The organism is Bartonella sp. OC16QHHD (assembly GCF_042194035.1).
Taxonomy (GTDB): Bacteria; Pseudomonadota; Alphaproteobacteria; order Rhizobiales; family Rhizobiaceae; genus Bartonella.
This window is the reverse complement of sequence record NZ_JBHIMJ010000020.1, coordinates 1-2255: the sequence shown is the minus strand read 5'-3', so window position 1 is coordinate 2255 and position 2255 is coordinate 1. Positions and strand designations below refer to the sequence as shown.

Genomic DNA, 2255 nt, shown 5'->3' with positions numbered 1-2255 from the left:
GCATTTACAGACCTCTTGATACGCCCCATACCGTTATGAATGACAGTGTTCCTTTTTAAATAAAAGGCGGTGTTATGAAAAGAAATAAAAAGAGGGGACGCCCTAAAATAGCAGGGCAGGTAAGAGAACCAAACGGACGTATATCACGTGCAAAAGCACCGCGTGAAGCCGTTGATAAATTGGCAATAGAGATACGTGCAAAGCGCTTCGGTTTAACGCTACAGGAGGCAAAAAATCCACTTTCTGGGTCTTATATAGGGCGACTTTGTTTAAAAGGCGTGCTTACTCAAGAGCAATATGATGCCGCGCAACAGTACCTACAGATAAGAAATAATTACCTTTGTGCAAAAGGCTTGCCTAATGCAATTTATGACGAAATGCCATCATCTTCTGATGATAAAGCAAGAGACAAGTGGGTAGCATTTGCAACAGAGCAGTTTATAAACATGCAAGAGGCACTAAAAGAAGCCCAATGCCTCTATAGACAATATAATCTTCACGCTGCGCTACAGTACCTCGTGATAGAAGATCAAATGTTACCACATCTTGTGAATTCATTACGCGTTACTCTTAATGTGCTTTATAAGTACTTTTCATTAGACAATTTTCCAAATAAACTTGATCAACGCTATCGTTAGTATTAACCCCAATATTACTCCAATTATTCCCAAAATCACTCTCAAACTTTCTTTTATACCTATACCGATTAAAACTAATAACCCTAAAATTATTATCCCTATTGTTATATTCCACATAAAAAGTGCAATTATACCACCAATGAAACCACAAATTAGAAGTGGTATTCCACAAGTTATTAAAGCTATGTCTTTAATGTTATCTTGTAGACCATCTTCACGCATTGTTTTTATCATTATACATGATATGATAAAACTCACGGCAGATATAGCTAGCAATAGAGCAGCCACTTTTTCTTGTAGATCATTTCCTATAAGGTTAGAATTAAATATTATAAGTGTAGGAATCCATGGAACAAACGTTGGTAAAAATAGTACAGTGCAGTATGCAACTATTTCTTTCCCTTTTTTTCCTGCTTTTTAATGGCATGTATTGCATTGAATAGCATTAATAAAAACAATGCTATCAAAACTCCAATAAAGCATAAATTTTCTATAATCATTATCTTCTCTTTTTTGACGATCCACTGTTTAGAACACTGCTTAACCGATCCCCTTTGAAATTATCAATATGTGTTATTTTTATGTTGACAAAGTGTAACAAATCGTATTTAATGACATTGCTGTACTTAGGCGTATTGTGTCTAGAGAGGGAAATGTACAGTTTGGAATCCCCGCAAATGCGGGGTTTTTTATTATCTGGAGGGCGTATTTTATGACATCACAAAATACACAGCAGGCTCCACAACCCATTAAAAAGCGTATACCACCAAAGGCAGGTCAAGGGCGTGTCAAAGGCGTTCCAAATAAAGTGACGCGCATTTTAAAAGAAGCAGTGGTTAAGGCTGCTGAGAATGCTGGGAATAAAANAATGCCCCGCTGCTTATTTAGCGTTGCTTGGTAAGGTGTTGCCTTTACAGGTAACAGGTGAAGATGGGGGAGCCATTAAGATGATAACGCGTGTAGAAATCGCGCCTTTGGTCAATGACAACACGACAGATTAGTATTGTACCAAAACTCATTCCTATTTTTGCAGGGGACGCTTTGGTACGGGCGGCTTGGGGTGGACGAGGGTCTGGAAAGACAAGATCATTTGCATTGATGGCGGCTTTAAAAGGCTATCAATTTGGTATGCAGGGGATATCGGGGACCATTCTTTGTGCACGTCAGTTTCAGAATTCTTTGGCAGAAAGTTCATTGGAGGAGATTAAGCGCGCCATTGAAGCGCACGACTTTTTAAAGGACTATTACAAGGTTGGGGAATCTTCGATTAAGTCGATAGATGGTCGCGTAGCCTTTCAGTTTTCTGGTCTTGACCGTAATATTGCGAGCATTAAATCGATGGGGCGCATTTTGCTTTGTTGGGTTGATGAAGCAGAGCCCGTTACAGAGACGGCTTGGCAGACGCTTATACCGACTTTGCGTGAAGAAGGAGAGGGGTGGAGAGCAGAGTTGTGGGTGACATGGAATCCATTGCGAGAGAATGCTCCCGTTGAGAAGCGGTTTCGCTTTTCAGACAATGAGGCAATCAAGCGTGTTGAGATCAACTGGTCAGACAACCCGAAGTTTCCCAAGATCTTGAATGAAGCGCGGCTTGATGATCTGAGAAACCGTCCAGAG

At 40.2% G+C, this 2255-nt stretch carries 3 protein-coding genes and 1 pseudogene; all 4 read left to right on the top strand.

Annotation, left to right across the window (positions count from 1 at the left end):
- Window positions 1–74 precede the first annotated feature (74 nt).
- Entirely contained in the window at window positions 75–638 is a 564-nt protein-coding gene (locus tag ACFIK1_RS03095) for a hypothetical protein (RefSeq protein ID WP_375662059.1), read from the top strand.
- Window positions 619–1059, top strand: coding sequence for a hypothetical protein (locus ACFIK1_RS03090; protein ID WP_375662058.1), 441 nt, complete (start codon window positions 619–621; stop codon window positions 1057–1059). Before ACFIK1_RS03095 ends, ACFIK1_RS03090 begins: the two co-directional genes overlap by 20 nt.
- 291 nt (window positions 1060–1350) lie before the next feature.
- A pseudogene (locus ACFIK1_RS03085) lies at window positions 1351–1639 on the top strand (hypothetical protein).
- Window positions 1620–2255: phage terminase large subunit (locus ACFIK1_RS03080; protein WP_375662057.1), on the top strand; the 636-nt coding region annotated here is incomplete at its 3' end. The pseudogene ACFIK1_RS03085 and the gene ACFIK1_RS03080, both read left to right, overlap by 20 nt.